At 64.6% G+C, this 16511-nt stretch carries 18 protein-coding genes; 8 read left to right on the top strand and 10 right to left on the bottom strand.

Annotation, left to right across the window (positions count from 1 at the left end; genetic code table 11):
- The first annotated feature begins 119 nt into the window (after nt 1-119).
- The 4 genes from purM (at nt 120) to rnd (ending at nt 3868) form a co-directional block, all read left to right on the top strand.
- Nucleotides 120-1166: a phosphoribosylformylglycinamidine cyclo-ligase gene (gene purM / locus BMI89_RS05890; protein WP_078570199.1), complete on the top strand. Its 1047-nt coding sequence runs from the start codon at nt 120-122 to the stop codon at nt 1164-1166.
- A complete protein-coding gene (purN, locus tag BMI89_RS05885) occupies nt 1163-1750 on the top strand; it encodes a phosphoribosylglycinamide formyltransferase (protein ID WP_078546504.1) in 588 nt (195 codons plus the stop codon). Before purM ends, purN begins: the two co-directional genes overlap by 4 nt.
- An 80-nt stretch (nt 1751-1830) precedes the next feature.
- Entirely contained in the window at nt 1831-2583 is a 753-nt protein-coding gene (locus BMI89_RS05880; protein WP_078570198.1) for a heparan-alpha-glucosaminide N-acetyltransferase, read from the top strand.
- Between the two features lie 121 nt (nt 2584-2704).
- Nucleotides 2705-3868, top strand: coding sequence for a ribonuclease D (gene rnd, locus BMI89_RS05875; RefSeq protein WP_078519496.1), 1164 nt, complete (start codon nt 2705-2707; stop codon nt 3866-3868).
- A 256-nt stretch (nt 3869-4124) separates the two neighbouring features.
- Here the strand turns inward: rnd and BMI89_RS05870 are convergent, their stop codons facing one another.
- Entirely contained in the window at nt 4125-4622 is a 498-nt protein-coding gene (locus tag BMI89_RS05870) for a hypothetical protein (protein WP_078570197.1), read from the bottom strand.
- A gap of 138 nt (nt 4623-4760) precedes the next feature.
- Here BMI89_RS05870 and BMI89_RS05865 point away from each other — a divergent pair, with 138 nt between their 5' ends.
- Nucleotides 4761-5189: a SufE family protein gene (locus BMI89_RS05865; RefSeq protein WP_078570196.1), complete on the top strand. Its 429-nt coding sequence runs from the start codon at nt 4761-4763 to the stop codon at nt 5187-5189.
- Nucleotides 5190-5436: 247 nt separating this feature from the next.
- On the opposite strand, the gene BMI89_RS05860 is transcribed toward BMI89_RS05865, so the two are convergent.
- The 4 genes from BMI89_RS05860 to BMI89_RS05845 all read right to left on the bottom strand — a co-directional run bounded on the left by BMI89_RS05860 (nt 5437) and on the right by BMI89_RS05845 (nt 9691).
- Nucleotides 5437-6870 (bottom strand): NAD(P)(+) transhydrogenase (Re/Si-specific) subunit beta, encoded by a 1434-nt coding sequence (locus BMI89_RS05860; protein ID WP_078570195.1) that lies wholly within the window; start codon nt 6868-6870, stop codon nt 5437-5439.
- 15 nt (nt 6871-6885) lie between these two features.
- Complete coding sequence (locus BMI89_RS05855) at nt 6886-8460, bottom strand: Re/Si-specific NAD(P)(+) transhydrogenase subunit alpha (protein WP_078570194.1); 1575 nt, start codon at nt 8458-8460, stop codon at nt 6886-6888.
- A gap of 287 nt (nt 8461-8747) precedes the next feature.
- Nucleotides 8748-9194, bottom strand: a complete 447-nt coding sequence (locus BMI89_RS05850; protein WP_246831821.1) for an isoprenylcysteine carboxylmethyltransferase family protein — start codon at nt 9192-9194, stop codon at nt 8748-8750.
- Nucleotides 9195-9202: 8 nt separating this feature from the next.
- Entirely contained in the window at nt 9203-9691 is a 489-nt protein-coding gene (locus BMI89_RS05845; protein ID WP_078570193.1) for a hypothetical protein, read from the bottom strand.
- A 135-nt stretch (nt 9692-9826) separates the two neighbouring features.
- Here BMI89_RS05845 and moaA point away from each other — a divergent pair, with 135 nt between their 5' ends.
- Both moaA and BMI89_RS05835 read left to right on the top strand, forming a co-directional pair.
- A complete protein-coding gene (moaA, locus tag BMI89_RS05840) occupies nt 9827-10834 on the top strand; it encodes a GTP 3',8-cyclase MoaA (protein ID WP_078570192.1) in 1008 nt (335 codons plus the stop codon).
- A gap of 152 nt (nt 10835-10986) precedes the next feature.
- A complete protein-coding gene (locus tag BMI89_RS05835; protein ID WP_078570191.1) occupies nt 10987-11394 on the top strand; it encodes a universal stress protein in 408 nt (135 codons plus the stop codon).
- A 3-nt stretch (nt 11395-11397) separates the two neighbouring features.
- On the opposite strand, the gene BMI89_RS05830 is transcribed toward BMI89_RS05835, so the two are convergent.
- The 5 genes from BMI89_RS05830 to BMI89_RS05810 are packed head-to-tail and all read right to left on the bottom strand — an operon-like array spanning nt 11398 to nt 14960.
- Entirely contained in the window at nt 11398-12570 is a 1173-nt protein-coding gene (locus BMI89_RS05830) for a M20 aminoacylase family protein (protein WP_078570190.1), read from the bottom strand.
- 57 nt (nt 12571-12627) lie between these two features.
- A complete protein-coding gene (locus BMI89_RS05825; protein WP_078570189.1) occupies nt 12628-13470 on the bottom strand; it encodes a TonB family protein in 843 nt (280 codons plus the stop codon).
- Nucleotides 13467-13880 carry a biopolymer transporter ExbD gene (locus BMI89_RS05820; RefSeq protein ID WP_078570188.1) on the bottom strand — a complete coding sequence of 138 codons (414 nt, stop codon included), beginning with the start codon at nt 13878-13880 and terminating at the stop codon, nt 13467-13469. Before BMI89_RS05820 ends, BMI89_RS05825 begins: the two co-directional genes overlap by 4 nt.
- Nucleotides 13877-14260: a biopolymer transporter ExbD gene (locus BMI89_RS05815; RefSeq protein ID WP_078570187.1), complete on the bottom strand. Its 384-nt coding sequence runs from the start codon at nt 14258-14260 to the stop codon at nt 13877-13879. The genes BMI89_RS05820 and BMI89_RS05815 overlap by 4 nt, the downstream gene beginning before the upstream one ends.
- A gap of 10 nt (nt 14261-14270) precedes the next feature.
- Nucleotides 14271-14960, bottom strand: coding sequence for a MotA/TolQ/ExbB proton channel family protein (locus tag BMI89_RS05810; protein ID WP_078546478.1), 690 nt, complete (start codon nt 14958-14960; stop codon nt 14271-14273).
- Nucleotides 14961-15838: 878 nt separating this feature from the next.
- Between BMI89_RS05810 and BMI89_RS05805 the strand changes: the two genes are divergently transcribed.
- Nucleotides 15839-16471, top strand: a complete 633-nt coding sequence (locus BMI89_RS05805; protein ID WP_078570186.1) for a restriction endonuclease — start codon at nt 15839-15841, stop codon at nt 16469-16471.
- Nucleotides 16472-16511 lie beyond the last annotated feature (40 nt).

The following is a 16511-nucleotide window of genomic DNA, read 5'->3' as shown; positions in this document are numbered from 1 at the left end:
CTAGTCAGGCCGCACGCGCGCGTCAAGAAAGCGCGCACCCCCATCCCCTTCGACGTTGCGGGGCGCGTGCGGTTACGCTAGGGCTTCGGCCAGGAGTTTACTTGCCGGAGTGCGCCGCGATGACCGAGAAAAAACAGGGCCTCACCTATGCCGATGCGGGCGTCGATATCGACGCGGGCAATGCTTTGGTGGATCGGATCAAACCCGCAGCCAAGCGCACGCAGCGCTCGGGCACAATGTCGGGTCTGGGCGGATTCGGCGCGCTGTTCGATCTGAAGGCGGCGGGCTACAACGATCCGATCCTCGTCGGCGCGACCGATGGTGTGGGCACCAAGCTGCGCATAGCAATCGATACTGGCAATGTCGACACGATCGGCATCGACCTCGTGGCGATGTGCGTTAACGATCTGGTCTGCCAAGGTGCGGAGCCGCTGTTTTTCCTCGATTATTTCGCGACCGGCAAGCTCGAGCTCGATCAGGCCGCGCGCATTATCGAGGGCATCGCGGAAGGCTGCGCGCAATCGGGTTGCGCGCTGATCGGCGGCGAGACGGCGGAAATGCCGGGCATGTATTCCAAGGGCGATTTCGACCTCGCGGGCTTCGCGGTCGGCGCGATGGAGCGGGGCACCGACCTGCCCGCAGGCGTGGCCGAGGGCGACGTGCTTCTGGGCCTCGGCTCGAACGGGGTGCATTCCAACGGCTATTCCTTCGTGCGCAAGGTGGTCGAGATGTCCGGCCTCGGTTGGGACGCGGACTGCCCCTTCGATGAGGGCTCGCTCGGCGAGGCACTGCTGGCGCCCACCCGGCTTTACGTCAAACAATGCCTGGCCGCGGTGCGCGCAGGCGGCGTTCACGCGCTCGCCCATATCACCGGCGGCGGCCTGACCGAGAACCTGCCGCGCGTTCTGCCCGAGGGCATGGGCGCGACGATCGACCTCGGTGCGTGGGAGTTGCCCGGCGTGTTCCGCTGGCTGGCCGAGACCGCTTCGATGGAAGAGCGCGAACTGCTGAAGACCTTCAATTGCGGCATCGGCATGATCATCGTCGTCGCGGCGGACAAGGCCGACGAGATCGCCACCCTGCTCGCAGGCGAAGGCGAGAGCGTCACCCGCATCGGCACGGTCACCGCCAATGAGGGCATCGCCTACGAGGGCGCGCTGCTGTGATCCGTGTCGCGATCCTGATCTCGGGCGGCGGCTCGAACATGGTCCGACTGGTCGAGAGCATGGCAGAGGACCACCCTGCCCGCCCGGTGCTCGTCGCATCGAACGACGCGCGGGCGTCAGGGCTGGAGAAGGCCGCGCGGATGGGCGTACCGACCGCCGCCATCGACCACCGCCCCTATGGCAAGGATCGCGCCGCCTTCGAGGCCGAGCTGCTGAAACCGATCCTCGCCGCGAAGCCCGATATCCTCTGCCTCGCGGGCTTCATGCGGGTGCTGACGCCGGAATTCGTCGCGCAGTTCGAGGGCCGGATGCTCAATATCCACCCCTCGCTCCTGCCGAAATATCCCGGGCTGCACACCCATAAGCGCGCGATCGAGGCGGGCGATGCGGTCGCGGGCTGTACGGTGCACGAGGTGACCCCGGTGCTCGATGACGGGCCGATCCTCGGTCAGGCGCGCGTGCCAATCGAACCGGGCGACACGCCCGACGATCTGGCGGCCCGGGTGCTGGTGCAGGAACATCGCCTCTATCCGGCGGTGCTGCGCCGCTTCGCCGAAGGCGACCGCACGCCGGTCTTTCTGTAAGCGCCCATTTGTAAGCACGCTCACGCCGAAATGCGCCGCATCCGCTTGCGAGCGGCCGTCGCTTCGCGCATGACTGACGCATGGAAACGACCCCGGATACGGCCCCGCGCGGGCGCATGATCGCCCCCGACCTGATCCGGGCCGTGGCGCTGATCGGCATGGCGATCTTCCACCTGACCTATGACCTCGAGAATTTCGGCTTTGTGCCGCGTGGCACGGTCTTCCATCCGGCCTTTCTCGATTTCGCCCGCGTGGTCGCCAGCACCTTCATCTTCATGGCCGGCGCCAGCCTCGTGCTCGCCCATCGCCACGGCTTCCGCGCCGCGCCGTTCTGGAAGCGGATCGGCAAGGTGGTGGTCGCGGCGGCGCTGGTGAGTGCGGCGACCTATGTGATGATGCCGGACTATTTCATCTATTACGGCATCCTGCATTCCATCGCGGTCAGTTCGCTGATCGGCGCCGCGCTTCTGTTCCTGCCGTGGATACTGCTGGCGGCACTTGGCGTGATCGCGGTCTGGGTGCATCTGAACTACGCCTTCGAGATCTTCAATCACCCGTGGCTGTGGTGGCTGGGGCTGTCGACGAAGTGGCGACCCTCGATGGATTTCGAGCCGGTCTTCCCGTGGATCGGGCCGTTCCTGATCGGCATGGGCGCGGCGAAACTGCTCGACCGTCTGGGCTATTGGAAACGGGCCGCGCGCTACCAGCCGGATCAGACACGCGGTGTGATGAAAGTCGCGCTGTTCGCAGGCCGTCACACCCTGCCGATCTACCTGATCCACCAGCCCATCCTCTACGGGCTGACCTGGGCCGCGTTCCTCCTTCAGCACTGAAACTGGCGCTTCTGCCACGCAAACCGGGCCGTAACACGCGCCGCCCTTCCCTTTTGCCCCATGAAGGTCTAGGGAATTTGCACCTGCGCGGGATGAGCCCGCACCGAATTGAAAGCGCGATATGCAGACCATCACCACGACCGAGGCCCTCGCGGCCTTCTGCGAAAAGGCCAAGCAAGAGCCCTACGTCACCGTCGACACCGAATTCCTGCGCGAGCGGACCTACTGGTCCAAGCTGTGCCTCGTGCAGATGGCGCTCCCCAATCATGGCGAGACCGAAGGCGAGGCCGTTCTGGTCGACCCGCTGTCCGACGATCTCTCGCTCGAGCCGCTCTACGATCTTTACCGCCACAAGGAGACCGTGAAGGTCTTCCACGCCGCGCGGCAGGATCTGGAGATTTTCTACACCGACGCGCAGGTCTTCCCCGATCCGCTGTTCGACACGCAGATCGCCGCTATGGTCTGCGGCTTCGGCGAGCAGGTGGGCTACGAGACGCTGGTGCGCAAAATCGCCAAGCAGTCGCTCGACAAGTCCTCGCGCTTCACCGACTGGTCGCGCCGTCCGCTGACCGAGGCGCAGAAGAAATACGCCATCGCCGATGTGACCCATCTGCGCGTGATCTACGAATTCCTCGACGAACAGCTGAAGAAAACCGGCCGCGATGCCTGGGTCGAAGAGGAAGAGGCGGTTCTCCTGAACCCCGAGACCTATATCAACCGCCCCGAAGAGGCGTGGAAGCGGGTGAAGACGCGGACCAATTCGGGCCGCTTCCTCGCCATCGTGCGCGAGCTGGCGCAGTTCCGCGAAGGGTACGCCCAGAACCGCAACATCCCGCGGAGTCGTATCTTCAAGGATGACGCGCTGCTGGAGCTGGCCTCGACCAAGCCCTCTTCGATCGAAGAGCTTGGCAAGTCGCGACTGCTGCTGCGCGAAGCCCGCAAGGGCGAGATCGCCGAGGGCATTCTGACGGCAGTGCGCGAAGGGCTGGAGATGCCCAACGAGAAGCTGCCCCGCCCCGACAATCAGGCCCAGCAATTGCAGGTCGACACCGCGCTCGGCGATCTGCTGCGGGTGCTGCTGAAGGCGAAATCGCAGCAGGCAGGCGTCGCCGCGAAGCTGATCGCGACCTCGTCGGATCTGGATCGCATCGCCGCTGGCAAGCGCGACGTCGCCGCCCTGCAGGGCTGGCGCGCGGAGGTCTTCGGCACGGACGCCCTGCGTCTGGCCAAGGGCGAAGTGGCGCTGACCGCCGATAGCGGCGCGGTGAAGCTGATCGACGTGTAAAGCTGAGCCTCGGACGGAGGGGCGCGCCCGATCCTTGGGTGGGCGCGTCGCCGCGCTTTGAGGTCGGCGCTTTATCTTGCAAGCCCGTAAGACGCTCATTCGCGCGATAGCATCGCCAATGCGCCCTCCCATGGGGAGGGTCGGGCGCGGCCCGGGGCTGGTCGCCCCGCGCCGGGTCCCGGATACAAAGCGCGCAGCCTCGACAAGAAAAAGGCCCGGGGCGCCCCGAGCCTCCCCGATTCAGATCAAGCCAAGCTCAGCGCGCGACGGACCGCGCGTTGGAAACGCCCTGCACCACGATCTTGCGCACGCCCTGCAGCTTGTAAGTGCTGAGGAACGCAGCCGCCGAGACCTCGCGCGACGGCGCGTTCATCACCCGGCGCGCATCGGGGCTTTCAGCGGGCGGCGGCGAGACCATGAAGACATAGGTCACGGTGCCGTTCTCATCCGGCGCGCCATCGTTGAGCGGAACCAGATCGGTATCCCAATAGCCTTGCGTCGGCGGCAGACCCATCGCGGTGATGATCGCGCCCGAGGGGATCTTCTCGACCGAGAGCGAGGAAACCTGCGACACCTGCTGCTGGTTCGGCTTACCGACCTTCACGGGGTAGCCGCCGCGCGGCGCGAGTGTTTCCACCGGTGCAGCCGTGTCGCGCCCGAACCAGTTGAACGGGTTGAGCTTGCTGTCACGGATTGTGCCGCAGCCTGCGGTGGTGAGCGTCAGGGCAAGTGCCGCGATCAGGGCTTTGTTCATGATGGCTCCGATACTGTCCCGGGTCTGGACCCGGATTTGTGGTAGCCCATTGTAGCGCTTTTGAAAAGCCGCGTCTGGACCCTCGGGCGCGAACCCGTTACCCAATAGGCAATTCCCTGTCCGTAGGAGCGAGTGACCATGGCGCGCGAAGCCTTTGAAGAGATTGCCGAGACCTTCGAATTTCTCGACGATTGGGAGGACCGCTACCGTCACGTGATCGAGCTGGGCCGCGAATTGCCGCCCCTGGACGACGCTGTGAAGGTGCCCGCGACCAAGGTGGAGGGCTGTGCGAGCCAGGTCTGGCTGCTGCCCCGGATCGAGGGCGAGGGCCCGCAGGCGACCTTCGATTTTCAAGGGGAGAGCGATGCGATGATCGTGCAGGGGCTAATCGCGATCCTGCATGCGCTTTACTCCGGCCTGACGGCCGAGGACGTTCTGAAGGTCGACGCGCCCGCCGAGCTGGGCCGTCTGGGCCTGAACGACCACCTCTCGGCGCAGCGCTCGAACGGGTTGCGCGCGATGGTGGAACGGATTCGCAAGCTGGCCGGTGAGGCTGCGGGGGCGTAAGGCCCCAGGTTTTCTACTTAGCGACAGAGGGACGCGCCCGAGCCTCGGGTGGGCGCGTTGCAACGCATGTGGCTGGGCGCTTTATCTCGCAAGCCCGAACAACTTCCATGCCCGCGCCAACATCGCCAATGCGCCCTCCCGGGGGGAGGGTCGGGCGCGGCCCGGGGCTAGTCGCCCCGGACCAGTCGTCCCAAACGAAAACGGCCGGTCCCTCGACCGGCCGTTTCCAATTTCCCTGCCCTGCCGATCAGTCGATCAGCGGCAGCAGCTGGTTCACCGAGTCCTTGGCGTCGCCATAGAACATCCGGGTGTTCTCTTTGTAGAACAGCGGGTTCTCGATGCCCGAATAACCGGTGCCCTGACCGCGCTTCGAGACGAAGACCTGCTTGGCCTTCCACACTTCCAGAACCGGCATGCCGGCGATCGGCGAGTTCGGGTCTTCCTGTGCGGCGGGGTTCACGATGTCGTTCGAACCGATGACGATCACCACATCGGTGTCGGGGAAGTCCTCGTTGATCTCGTCCATTTCCAGAACGATATCGTAAGGCACCTTCGCCTCGGCCAGCAGCACGTTCATGTGGCCCGGCAGACGGCCCGCGACCGGGTGGATCGCGAAGCGGACTTCCTTGCCTTGGCTGCGCAGCTTGCGGGTCAGTTCCGACACCGCTTGCTGAGCCTGCGCCACCGCCATGCCGTAGCCCGGCACGATGATCACGCTATCGGCGTCACGCAGAGCGGAGGCCACGCCGTCGGCGTCGATCGCGATCTGCTCGCCTTCGACTTCCATCGCGGGACCGGAGGTGCCGCCGAAGCCGCCGAGGATAACGCTGATGAACGAGCGGTTCATCGCCTTGCACATGATGTAGGACAGGATCGCACCCGAGGAGCCGACCAGCGCGCCGACCACGATCAGAAGATCGTTGCCCAGCGAGAAACCGATCGCCGCCGCGGCCCAGCCCGAATAGGAGTTCAGCATCGACACCACGACCGGCATGTCGGCGCCGCCGATACCCATGATCAGGTGGTAACCGATGAAGAAGGCCAGAAGCGTCATCGCGATCAGTGCCCAAGCGCCCGCCCCGTTGATGAACAGGATCAGCAGGATCACCGAGAGGATCGCGGCAGCTGCGTTGAGCATGTGACCGCCCGGCAGCTTGGTGGCCTTCGAGGTCACCTTGCCCGCGAGCTTGCCGAACGCGACAACCGAGCCGGTGAAGGTCACGGCCCCGATGAACACGCCGAGGAACAGCTCGACGCGCAGGATCGACAGTTCGACCGGCGTCTTATGCGCGATCAGAGCGGCGAAGCCCTTCAGCGCGTGCTGCTCTTCCGCGCCCATCGCGCCGACGCGTGCCATCTCGATATAGGCGTTGTAGCCCACGAAGACGGCGGCGAGGCCGACCAGCGAGTGCATCGCGGCCACAAGCTGCGGCATTTCCGTCATCTGCACCCGGTTCGCGACGAACCAGCCGATGATGCCACCGGCCGCGATCAGGATGACCGAGAGAAGCCACAGCCCCGAGCCGGGGCCGATCAGCGTCGCCAGAACCGCAAGGCCCATGCCGACGATGCCATACCACACGGCCCGTTTCGCGCTTTCCTGCCCCGAAAGGCCGCCCAGCGAGAGGATGAAGAGAACTGCCGCGACGACATAGGCGGCGGTCGAGAATCCGTTTTCCATTACGCTCTCCCCCTCTTACGACTTCTGGAACATGGCGAGCATGCGCCGGGTGACCATGAAGCCACCGAAGATGTTGATCCCGGCCATGAACACCGACAGCGCGGCCAGCAGGATCACGAGCCACGAGCCCGATCCGATCTGCAACAGCGCGCCGAGGATGATGATCGACGAGATCGCGTTGGTCACAGCCATCAGCGGCGTGTGCAGCGAGTGCGAGACGTTCCAGATCACCTGGAAGCCCACGAAGCAGCTGAGCACGAAGACGATGAAGTGCTGCATGAAGCTGGCCGGCGCCACGAGGCCCACGCCCAGAAGCACGATCGCGCCCACGGCGAGCAGCGTGACCTGATTGCGGGTCTGCTTCTTGAACTCGGCCACCTCATTGGCGCGCTTCTCTTCCGGCGTCAGCTCCTTGGCCTTTTCCTTCGGCTTCTGCGCCGCGATCGCGGCCACCTTGGGTTTCGGCGGCGGGAAGGTGATCTCGCCCTGATAGGCCACGGTCGCGCCGCGGATCACGTCGTCTTCCATGTCATGGACGACGACACCGTCCTTCTCGGGCGTCAGGTCCGTCATCATGTGGCGGATGTTGGTCGAGTAGAGCGTGGAGCTCTGCGTCGCCATGCGGCTCGGAAAATCGGTATAGCCGACGATGGTCACGCCATTGTCGCTCACGATCTTCTGGTCCGGAACGGTCAGTTCGCAGTTGCCGCCACGCTCGGCGGCGAGGTCCACGATCACGGAACCGGGCTTCATCGCCTCGACCATGTCCTTGGTCCAGAGCACCGGGGCGTCGCGGCCCGGGATCAGCGCGGTGGTGATGACGATGTCGATATCGGGCGCCAGCTCGCGGAATTTCGCAAGCTGGGCTTCACGGAACTCCGGCGAGGACGGCGCGGCATAGCCGCCCGTCTCGGCGCCGTCTTTCGCGGCCTCCTCGAAATCGAGATAGACGAACTCGGCGCCCATCGACTCGATCTGTTCGGCCACTTCGGGACGCACGTCGAACGCGTAGGTGATCGCACCCAGCGAGGTCGAAGCACCGATCGCGGCGAGACCCGCGACGCCTGCGCCCACCACGAGCACTTTCGCCGGCGGAACCTTACCTGCCGCCGTCACCTGACCAGTGAAGAAACGGCCAAAGTTGTTGCCTGCCTCGAGCACCGCACGGTAGCCCGCGATATTGGCCATGGAGGACAGCGCATCCATCTTCTGCGCGCGCGAAATCCGCGGGACCATGTCCATCGCGATCACGTTCGCACCGGTCTTCTCGGCGGCTTTCAGAAGCTCTTCGTTCTGGGCCGGGTAGAAGAACGAGATCAGGGTCTGGCCGGGCTTGAGGCGTTTGACCTCTGTATCGCTCGGCGGCCGAACCTTGATGACGAAATCCACCTCTTTGAACAGCGCGGCGGCGGTCTTGATGACGGTCACATTCGCGGCCTCGTAAGCCTCGTCTGTGAAGCCGGCCCGGACGCCTGCCCCGGTCTCGATGAAGCACTCATGGCCCAGCTTTTGCAGCTGCAAAGCCGAGTCGGGCGTCATGGCGACCCGCGCCTCGCCCTCGAAAATCTCCTTTGGAGCTCCGATTTTCACTCTAACTCCCCCTTGGATAGCGGTGCGTTTAGCCGATGGCCTGCGCACCCGGAATCTTGCGTCGTACTCCTTAGCATCGCGCAATAATGTTTCACAAGCACCGATGGACCGTAAAACCTTGTTAATCGGTCACGGCGCGCCTCACCGGTTCGTGTATACCATTGAATACCGAACTTTGGGGTGATTTATAGTTTAATATCAGATCGTTAGGTCGTCCATTTTGCGCTGCGACCCGATTGCACCGCCACCAGCTTTTTTGACGGGCGCAGCACTTTGCCGCGGCCCGATCAGAGCCAGCGGCGGGTCCGGGCGCGGTAGGCGGTGTACGCGTCGCCGAAATGCGCGGCGATCCGGGCCTCCTCGCCGAGAATGTAGCGCTGCGTGATGAACCACATGAAGACCGGCACCAGCAGAAGCCCCAAAGGCGCGTGCCAGATCAGCGCCAGGCCCGCCAGCACAAGCGCGTCGCCGAGATAGATCGGGTTGCGCGACAGCGCGAAGACGCCGGAGGTCACGAGGTCAGACGGGTCACGGCGCGGGATGAAGGTGGTGCGGTGAAGCAGCATCTGCCCTACCGCGGCCAGCATGAGCGCGAGCCCGAGCGCGATCGCGATCATCCCCAGCGTTCGATCATAGCGAAACGGCATCGGCACGACCTGCCCCAGCGCCCAGACCAGCGCCGCGAACAGCACCAGCCAGAGCGGCGGAATGTCGATCTCGCGCAGAGGGTTCATCGCGCTGCTTACAGTTTGTAGACGGTGAGTTCAGGCAGATCGGTCAGTGGCACCTCGAGCAGGCGCAGCGCGGGCAGCGACACTTCCGAGCCCGAGCCAGCCGCCTTGCCCGACGGGATCAGCGTGACCTTCGCGGATTTGCCGGTTTTCGGGTCTTCGATCCGGCCGGGAGTCTCGCTTTTCACCAGCCCGGTCTTCACCCAGAAGCCCGGATCGGCCGGATCGCCAAGGCTCGCGATGGTGGTGCCAAGCTTGGTCTCGCCGCCCATGGGTTTCTTCGCCGCCTCCGCGCGCTGCTCCGCGGTGGTGGTATCAAGGGAATCGGCGGTTTTCGCACTCGGTTTCGGGATCGGGGCCGCGACCGGAGCGGCGGCGTCGGGGGCTGCCGTGGTCGCCGGACCCGGGGCGTTTGGGCCGTTGAGTCCCAGCGTGGCGCAGCCCGCGATCGGCATCATTAGCGTGAGCGCCAAGATCGGGCGGGAGAGGGGTTTGCGCATTCGAAATCTCCTTAAAATTTCGTCGAGCCTATGCCCAGTCCGAGGCGACTGCCACCCCCCGCTCTGCGCCCTGCCCGCACGTGATCCGCGCGACGCCCCTTGCCGCCCCGCCCGCCGCGCCTTACTTTCCGAACCATGGATAACACGCCCCTCATCGACCCCTTCGCCCGCCCTATCGACTACTTGCGGGTGTCGGTCACCGACCGCTGCGATTTTCGCTGCACCTATTGCATGGCCGAACACATGCAGTTCCTGCCGAAAAAAGAACTGCTGACGCTCGAAGAACTGGACCGGCTCTGCTCAACCTTCATCCGCCTTGGCGTGAAGAAGCTGCGCATCACCGGGGGCGAGCCGCTGGTGCGGCGTGACATCATGACCTTCTTCCGCTCGATCTCGCGGCATCTGGAAACCGGCGATCTGCGCGAACTGACGCTGACAACCAATGGCTCGCAGCTTGCGAAATTCGCCGATGATCTCGCGGCACTGGGCATGAAGCGGATCAACGTCTCGCTCGATACGCTCGATGCCGACAAATTCGCGAAGATCACGCGCTGGGGACGGCTCGAACAGGTGCTCAAAGGTCTGGAGGCCGCGAAACGCGCGGGTCTCAAGGTCAAGATCAACACCGTCGCGCTGAAGGGCTTCAACGAGGACGAGCTGTTCACCCTGATCGACTGGTGCGCGGCGGAGGGCTTCGATCTGACCTTTATCGAAGTGATGCCGATGGGCGAGATGGGCGACGATCTGCGGCTCGATCAATACTGGCCGCTCTCGGATGTGCGCAAGGCGATGGCCGAACGCTTTACCCTGACCGATCTGGCGGAATCAACCGGTGGGCCTGCGCGCTACGTCCGGCTGGAGGAAAGCGGTCAGAAGGTCGGCTTCATCACGCCGCTGACGCATAATTTCTGCGAGAACTGCAACCGCGTGCGGGTGACCTGCACGGGCGAGCTGTTCATGTGCCTCGGCCAGGAGGACAACGCCGATCTGCGCGCGCCCCTGCGAGCCAGCGAGGACGATGCCGCGCTGGAAGCCGCGATCCGCGAGGCGATCTCGCGCAAGCCCAAAGGCCATGATTTCGACTATTCGCGCCAGACCGTCTCAGGCCAGATGTCGCGCCACATGAGCCATACCGGCGGCTGAGCCTCACCGGACCTGCGTCCGCTACGCGCGCGGCGCAGGTCTCGGGCAACTCACGCGAATTTGGTGGCGCGGCTCCCCTCCGGGGTGACTCAAATCAATGCGCAGGGCCAAACCGTCTGGCAGGCTCCCGACAAAGAAAGGGAGCCAAACCAATGTATTCCAACATTCTCGTGCCCGTCGCCTTCGACGAAGATCACAACCCCGACGCCGCGCTCAACGTCGCGCGGGCGCTCGCAGGCGACGGGGCGCGCATCACCTTGCTGCATGTGATGGAAGACGTCCCCGCCTATGCGATCAACTACATGCCCGAGGGCTATGCGGAGGAATTGCGCGAGACGCTGGAGCATGACCTCGCCACGCGCGCGGCGGAGTTCGACGCGGGCGCCTGGGCGATCGTCGAAGGTCAGCCCGGCCATGAAATTCTCGACTACGCGGAAAATATCGGGGCCGATTGCATCGTGATCGCGTCGCACCGTCCGGGATTTGGCGATTACCTGATCGGCTCGACCGCCTCGCGCGTCGTGCGCCATGCGAAATGCGCGGTTATGGTGATGCGCTGAGTCTCACTCGGCAGGCAGACGCGCCTCGATCATGCCGACGAACCAGCTTGCACCCGCAGGCAGGATCGCGTCGTTGAAATCATATTCCGCGTGATGAAGCGGCGCGCTGGGGCCATTGCCGATGAAGCCATAGGCCCCGGGGCGCACCTCCAGCATATAGGCGAAATCCTCCGCCCCCATCATCGGATCGACGTTGCGGTCACAGGCCCCCGCCACAGCCTCGGCCACTTGGGCCGCAACCTCAGCCGCCGCCGCATCGTTGCGGGTGACGGGATAGCCGCGCCGGTAGTCGACCTCCGCCGTCGCCTCATGGGTCGCAGCCACCCCCTGCGCAATCTCGCGCAGGCGGCGCTCGGCCAGATCGCGGGTCTCGGCGCTCATCGTGCGCACGGTCCCGCCAAGGCTCACCGAATTGCCGATCACGTTAAGCGCCTTCGAGTCGGTCTCCAGCGTCGTGACCGACAGCACGATCTCCTCCAGCGGATCGGTCGCGCGGGACACGATGCTTTGCAGCGCGAGGATCAGATGGGCGGCAATCGGCACCGGGTCGATCACTTCCTGAGGTTTCGCCGCATGGCCACCCTTGCCGGTCACCACGATGTCGAAGAAATCCGCCGCCGCCATCATCGCGTCAGGCCGGATGCCGAAACTGCCCGGCTCCATCCCCGGCATGTTGTGCAGCGCATAGACCTCTTCGATGCCGAAACGCTCCATCAGACCGTCCTCGATCATCGCCTTGGCCCCGGCCCCACCCTCTTCGGCGGGCTGAAAAATCACCACGGCGCGGCCCGCGAAGGCACGCGTCTCGCAAAGGTATTTCGCCGCCGCCAGCAGGGTCGACGTGTGCCCGTCATGGCCGCAGGCATGCATCTTGCCCTCGACCTCGGAGGCATGTTCCGCGCCGGTTTTCTCGCGGATCGGCAGCGCATCCATATCCGCGCGCAGCCCAACACAGCGTAGCCCGCCCTGGCGCGCGCCGTGCCCTTCGATCACGCCGACGACGCCCGTGCGCCCGATCCCCTCGACCACCTCATCGCAGCCGAATTCACGCAGCAGCTCGGCCACGCGGCCGGATGTGCGCGGCAGATCGTAGAGCAGTTCGGGATTGCGGTGGAAATCGTGCCGCCATGCGGTGGCTTCCGCGTGCATCTCGGCAAAACGGTTCTTGATCGGCATGCTCGCTCCTTGGTTGGCGCTACCCTGCCTCGCTGCGCGTTCGGGTGCAAGCCGCGCTCAGCGGAAGGCCATCGGCAAGGAGAAGCTGTAGCTGGGTTTGCCCAAGCCTTGCGGCGCTGCGGGGAAACGACCCGCCCGGCGCACGGCATCGAGCGCCGCCCGGTCGAGCGCCGCATTGCCCGAGCTTTGTGCAACCGACGCGCCGATGAGCCGCCCGTCGCGCGCGATATTCAGCGCCACCACCACGCGGCCCGCGCCTGCCCCGGAGGGCGTTTGCTTGGCGCGTTCGATCCGGGCGCGGATGTCTCCGCCCCACGATCCCATCAGCGAGCGGATCTGCCCCGCCGAGAGCGTCGCCGCCGGGGCCGCGCGCCGGTCGCCTGCGGCCCCTTTGTCGCCCTGCCCCTTCGCCTGCTGCTTGGGCTGAGCCGCGGCGGGCTGCGAGGCCTGTTTCTTCGCGGGCGCTTTGGGCTTCGGCTTCGCCGGTCTCGGCGCAGGCGGCGTGGGCTTGGCTTCGGGCCGCGGCATGTCGGGCGGCGCGGGCTCGGCCTGTTCAGGCAACGCCGCATCGGGCGCAGGCGGCGCGGTCAGCGTCGGCGCAGTCGCGGTTCGCGGCGCGGTTTCCGGCGGCTCGGTCGGGGCTTCAGGCGCTTCGGGCGCGGTTGGAGCCTCAGGCTGCGTCGCCGCGACCTCCGTCTCGACCTCGGGCGGGCGCTCCCACTCCGCCACGCGCGCAGCCATGGACGGCGAAGACGGCGCAAGCGAGACGAGCGCATCGCCCCCGTCGCCTGCCGATTTCGCCCCGCCCTCAGGCGCGGGCTCCCAGACCATCAGCACGCCCGCGTGGACTGCCAAAGCCGCGCCGAGCGCGCCCACGAAGGCCAACCCGCGCAGCGTCATTTGCCCCGCACCACGAGTTTGAGATCGGTGAAGCCAAGGCCCGCCAGCTGCGGCATCAGCTTCGCCAGCGCGTTGCCGGGAAGCTGCCCGTCCGCACGCAGGGTCAGGCTGTCGGCGCAATCGCCACAGTCCGAGCGCGCATCCTGTGCCGCCGTCCCCAGCGCCGCAATCGCCGCATCGCCGCGCGCCTCCCCATAGGCGATCTCCCCCTCGGAATTCGCAAACAGGACCAGCGCGCCGGGATCGGCCTTGCCCTCGCCCGAAGCCTCGGGTGGGGTCACTTCAAAGGGCGTCGGCTGGGCCAGCGTCGCAGCCAGCAAGAAGAAGATCAGCAGCAGGAAGACCACGTTGATCATCGGCAAAAGCGGCTCGGGAAGGCTGCGCCGCGGCAGATCGGTGAAGAGCCTCATGGCACCAGCACCAGATTGCTCAGCCCCGCGCCACGCAGCGCCTCGATCACCTGCGTCAGCGCGGTCAGATCGCCCTCTTTCGGACGCAGCACGACCGGATCGGAGGGTTGGTCCATCAGCGGCTGCAGCGCGCCTGCCAGATCGGAGAGCGCGACCGTCTGCCCGTTCAGGCTGACCGTACCGCCTTCGCCCACATCGACCAGACGCGGCGGGCCGGACCATTCCGCGCCAGACGTGCCGCCGCCCAAGGTCAGGTCCAGCGTGCGCTCCACCCCGAAGCGCGAGGCGAGCATGAAGAACACCAGAAGCAGGAAGACTACGTCGATCATCGGCGTCAGCGCCGGGCGACGGCGGGGGCGCGGTTGACCGAAGGCGAACATCGCGCGCGCCTCACTCGGCGGCGGCGCGGGGCCGCTCGGTGAGCGTGGCGGGCGCGCGGGCGAAGATGCGGGTCGCGGCGTCTTCCATATCGTGGCGCAGGCGGTCCACCACCGCGTCGAAGCCCGACAGCGCGATCTGCGCCGGGATCGCCACGGCCATGCCCGCCGCCGTCGTCAAAAGCGCCTCCCAGATGCCGCCTGCAAGCGTCGCCGGATCGGCCTGAACGCCCGCCTCCTGCAATGCGCGAAAGGCGGCGATCATCCCCGCGACCGTGCCCAGAAGCCCCAAGAGCGGTCCGATCACCACCGCCAGCTCGAGCGCCCGCAGCCCCGAGCGTGCGCGCGCCAGCAGATCGCGCGCGACGCGGCCCGTTTCGGCCTCGGCCCCGGCCCGATCGAGCTGCGGATCGCGTAGGCTCGCCATCGCGGCACGGGCCAGCTGCGCGCGCAACGAGCGCCGCCCGGCCAGAGCCGCCTCGGCCCCGTCGGGATCGCCTGCCGCCCAGGCCGCAATCGCCGCCTGGCTATGCGCCCCGCCCGACCACGCGCCAGCGGCCAGCAAATCCCAGATTTTCCAGATAATCACCGCGAGCGAGATCACGGACAACGCCGCAATCGCCCACATCGCCGGACCTCCGAGCACGAGCGCATCGAACATGCGCCCCGGAAGAGCTCCGGAAATCTGAGCGGTAGCTTCCATCGCGCCCTCCAATGCACGCCCACAGGCGCGGTGAGGTGGTGCCGGCGGAGGGACTCGAACCTTTATCTTACCCTGCCGCACCTGTGTGTGTGTATATTTGGTGCCCCCACACGGACTCGAACCGCGGACCTACTGATTCATACCACTACGACTTTCGTCGCCACGCCGAAGCGCTTTGTGGTCTGGACTTTCTCTTCACCATGACCCCCTGGGGGCTTTAGGTGGGTGCCGTCAAGTCTCTACACGTTCGATCCAGAATGATCTGGAAAGCTTCGCTCGGGATTGCCAACAGCCTGAAACTGCTAAGGTTTCCCCGAATTTGACACCAGTTCACCTCAACGTTTCCAATGAGGGCTGCAACTTACCCCAGCTTTTGAGCCTGAGGCGACGCTACAAATCAGTTGCTCTACCAGCTGAGCTATAGGGGCACTTATATTACACCTTCTGCACACCAGTCTGCCGAAGCTCTTCGCGCACGGCCAACCAAATCCAACCAGGCAGGAGATCGATCTCTTCGCCGTCGTAACCGCGTATCGCGGAACAGATTAAGTGGAAGTTAACGTTCCATCGGAATCCGTCGAATTTCTACTACCGAGACCAACGCGGGTGCGCAAGTGGCAATCAGATCGACGAAGACGCAACCTTCTCCCTATGGTTGTATTTTCTGCAGAACGGCCATCGAGGCATCACATCAAATTTGGTGTTGACGAGTTGGAGTGCAAACTACCCTTCGACAGATGCCTTTCGAGTGAAGCATGAGAGCAAACGGCAAGGTGAAGGCTTTCACTACGCGCTCCATCTCAATCTTGATCTCTATCTAGCCCTTGCTTTTCCGAAGGGACTTTCGGACTCTGAGCGCAGCAACAAAAGACCTAAAAATGCGCAAAACAATGCCAAAGCTGACGAAGCACCAACAGCAAAAGATTGATGACGCCTGGAAAAAGTCCAAACCGGAGATCCTTACCGCGGTAGAGCGACATTACGGGCAACTTCGAATGCTTCTTATGGAAGCCGAGCAGGATGCCATCAGATTGACCCCTCAATGGAGCGGCGAGAAACGACTGAAAGAGGAAAAGCTTTTGCGCAAGGTCGCTGCGATAAAATCTTTCCTTCAAGAAAATGGCTTCTTCACAAATCAGACCAAAGGCATTCAAAACGCCGCACTCTTCGTTCGAGCCCAAAAGACAATCATAGCAAAGTCCGCAAGCCTCGAACGGCAACGAAAGTTGACAGGATTCGACAAAAACAGCATTCCAGTAGATGGATATGCATTTGAATATTGGGTCGCCGATTCCCTCCGTCGACTTGGCTGGTCCGTTGAGACAACATCAGGATCTGGCGATCAAGGCATAGATGTATTGGCCACCTTCCGCGACAGAAAGCTTGCCATCCAATGCAAACGATATTCAGGATCAGTGGGAAACAAAGCTATCCAGGAGGCCTACGCCGGACGCGCCTTTTATGAGGCGGACGCTGACCTGCCACGGGATTTTTCCTCCACCATCGATTAGAGTCCGACCCAACTTGAGGACGGACAATGAAGCGAACGAG

The organism is Thioclava sp. F36-7 (genome assembly GCF_002020075.1).
Classification (GTDB): domain Bacteria; phylum Pseudomonadota; class Alphaproteobacteria; order Rhodobacterales; family Rhodobacteraceae; genus Thioclava; species Thioclava sediminum.
The sequence above is the reverse complement of the archived record's forward strand: the minus strand, read 5'-3'. Positions and strand labels throughout refer to the sequence as shown.

Bases quoted from the DNA above. Each gene is read 5' to 3' on its own strand.
- purM (WP_078570199.1), top strand. From the start codon at position 120: ATGACCGAGAAAAAACAGGGCCTCACCTATGCCGATGCGGGCGTCGAT.
- BMI89_RS05880 (WP_078570198.1), top strand. From the start codon at position 1,831: ATGGAAACGACCCCGGATACGGCCCCGCGCGGGCGCATGATCGCCCCC.
- rnd (WP_078519496.1), top strand. From the start codon at position 2,705: ATGCAGACCATCACCACGACCGAGGCCCTCGCGGCCTTCTGCGAAAAG.
- BMI89_RS05870 (WP_078570197.1), bottom strand. From the start codon at position 4,622: ATGAACAAAGCCCTGATCGCGGCACTTGCCCTGACGCTCACCACCGCA.
- BMI89_RS05865 (WP_078570196.1), top strand. From the start codon at position 4,761: ATGGCGCGCGAAGCCTTTGAAGAGATTGCCGAGACCTTCGAATTTCTC.
- BMI89_RS05860 (WP_078570195.1), bottom strand. From the start codon at position 6,870: ATGGAAAACGGATTCTCGACCGCCGCCTATGTCGTCGCGGCAGTTCTC.
- BMI89_RS05850 (WP_246831821.1), bottom strand. From the start codon at position 9,194: ATGAACCCTCTGCGCGAGATCGACATTCCGCCGCTCTGGCTGGTGCTG.
- BMI89_RS05845 (WP_078570193.1), bottom strand. From the start codon at position 9,691: ATGCGCAAACCCCTCTCCCGCCCGATCTTGGCGCTCACGCTAATGATG.
- moaA (WP_078570192.1), top strand. From the start codon at position 9,827: ATGGATAACACGCCCCTCATCGACCCCTTCGCCCGCCCTATCGACTAC.
- BMI89_RS05835 (WP_078570191.1), top strand. From the start codon at position 10,987: ATGTATTCCAACATTCTCGTGCCCGTCGCCTTCGACGAAGATCACAAC.
- BMI89_RS05830 (WP_078570190.1), bottom strand. From the start codon at position 12,570: ATGCCGATCAAGAACCGTTTTGCCGAGATGCACGCGGAAGCCACCGCA.
- BMI89_RS05825 (WP_078570189.1), bottom strand. From the start codon at position 13,470: ATGACGCTGCGCGGGTTGGCCTTCGTGGGCGCGCTCGGCGCGGCTTTG.
- BMI89_RS05820 (WP_078570188.1), bottom strand. From the start codon at position 13,880: ATGAGGCTCTTCACCGATCTGCCGCGGCGCAGCCTTCCCGAGCCGCTT.
- BMI89_RS05815 (WP_078570187.1), bottom strand. From the start codon at position 14,260: ATGTTCGCCTTCGGTCAACCGCGCCCCCGCCGTCGCCCGGCGCTGACG.
- BMI89_RS05810 (WP_078546478.1), bottom strand. From the start codon at position 14,960: ATGGAAGCTACCGCTCAGATTTCCGGAGCTCTTCCGGGGCGCATGTTC.
- BMI89_RS05805 (WP_078570186.1), top strand. From the start codon at position 15,839: ATGCGCAAAACAATGCCAAAGCTGACGAAGCACCAACAGCAAAAGATT.